The sequence below is a fragment of the Nostoc sp. 'Peltigera membranacea cyanobiont' 232 genome (assembly GCF_002245985.1).
Taxonomy (GTDB): Bacteria; Cyanobacteriota; Cyanobacteriia; order Cyanobacteriales; family Nostocaceae; genus Nostoc.
Map to the genome: position 1 here is coordinate 1 of NZ_NOLK01000367.1, position 1730 is coordinate 1730.

The following is a 1730-nucleotide window of genomic DNA, read 5'->3' on the forward strand; positions in this document are numbered from 1 at the left end:
TTCGTTTCTAGCAGGACGGTCAGGAACAGCCTTGTGAGCGATAACTTTTAGTAAAGTACGATAAATTTTAAGACGTTTTGTTGAAGTTGCGGCTAATAATTCGGGAATAAAGTTATTTAAATGATGGCGAGTACCTTGCAGTGATAGGCGTAACGGAGGAGTAGTGTAACTAGTACCTGCCGACCACATCAAACCGCGAAGTAGATTGTAAGCTAGCAAATAAACGTAAATTTCTTTACGTACCATTGAGGGAGTTTTACAGCGCAAAATATCCATTCCCAGAGTAGTTTTAAGATGTCTTAAATCTAGTTCAACGTCCCAACGTTGACCATAAAGCCCAACAATATCTAGAGTAGAATAAGCTGTTGTATCTAAGAGAGTAGTAATTAAGCTAACTCGTTCAGTGCGAAAGCCAGGAACAACAATATAATAATATATCTCTCGTACAGTTATGGTTGAGGGTAAAGCATTAAATTCATCTTTACTCAATCCCTGTGGGCATCTCTTAGGTTTATACCAAGTTACTAACTTATCACTTGACCCAATTATTTTACCTTTTCGCATTGTGGTTTTTCGGGCTTGGTGTTTCCTAAAAACTGCATCACAATTTAGATTTTTAATAGAAATCAAATCAGCATAAGCGCAAAATGCTCTATCTCCCAAAAGGATATCCAATGGATTAAGAAACTTATATAAATTTCTAGCTAATTTAATATCATGTGTATTCAAAACATCTATGCAGATTGCAATAGCAGCTCCAGTAGCTAAACTGAATATCACACCAATTTTTGCAATTGGGAATCCACATCCAGATGCTTGAGTAGAGGGTTGAGGGTATGCTTTTTGGTTTTCTAGAGTGTCTGGCATCGATACCGTAGACCCATCTATTACTTTCACATTTCTTCCACACCATAAATATTCTGTTGTCACTTTTTGCTCTAAGTTTTGTCCAGTCTCACGAAAAAGTTTTTCTAATAATGTTTCTGGTAATCTCGACCGAGCTTGACAATAAGCACTTGTATCAGTTGATGGAAGTTCTTCTTCTTGCCCAGCCAAATAAGAAATGACCTGACTTACTGTATTATGGCAACTTTTATCAGTATCCAGAACCTGAGATAAAAACGCCCAAATCGTAACTATTGGGTCAAACAATCGTCGATAATATCTAATTTTTAGCTCCTCAAGAGCTTGCTCAATTACAGAAGATGGTAATAGCTCTTTAAAAGGCAATCCCAAACTCTGACTAAATTTATCCTTGAGGATTTGTACTCGCAGTGTCACAGTAGTAATAGTTATATTTGCTTGCTCGTCTTTTTGAAAGTATTTCATGAACGAGTAAGCTTTTCCTATCTAAAAGAAATTTTGGGCAAACCGTAAGTAGGTCGGCAGAATAAAACCAAACTATGTAAAGAAACATAAATGAGGTTAAAACCCTCTTCCCTCCTGCCTCCTGCCTTATCTCAACGACAAATATTTACGCCCACCTACTTACATCTGATTCCACTGTCTCTGCCAGGCACAGCGATGGCGTACCACCCGTGAGGCGGTGGCGATCGCAACAGCGCAGTTGACCAGGAACAAAGCGCACTCTCAACGTTCATTCTGCGATCGCAGCTATTGCATCCTGGACTTTCACTTGTTCCATCCAAGACCTTCATTCACTGTTCAATAGCTTTAAAATCTGTAGCGCTTATCCCGCACAGCTTAGAGCTTTTCTTAGTGCCATTCGG

Annotated in this window: 2 protein-coding genes; both read right to left on the reverse strand. The window is 38.9% G+C overall.

Annotated features, from left to right (window positions below; genetic code table 11):
• Window positions 1-1329 (reverse strand): IS4 family transposase (locus CDG79_RS40360; protein WP_223278674.1); only part of this gene is annotated, 1329 nt, incomplete at its 3' end.
• 155 nt (window positions 1330-1484) lie between these two features.
• Window positions 1485-1658, reverse strand: a complete 174-nt coding sequence (locus tag CDG79_RS44655) for a hypothetical protein (protein WP_223278675.1) — start codon at window positions 1656-1658, stop codon at window positions 1485-1487.
• Between the last annotated feature and the right edge of the window lie 72 nt (window positions 1659-1730).

Bases quoted from the DNA above. Each gene is read 5' to 3' on its own strand.
- CDG79_RS44655 (WP_223278675.1), bottom strand. From the start codon at position 1,658: ATGAAGGTCTTGGATGGAACAAGTGAAAGTCCAGGATGCAATAGCTGC.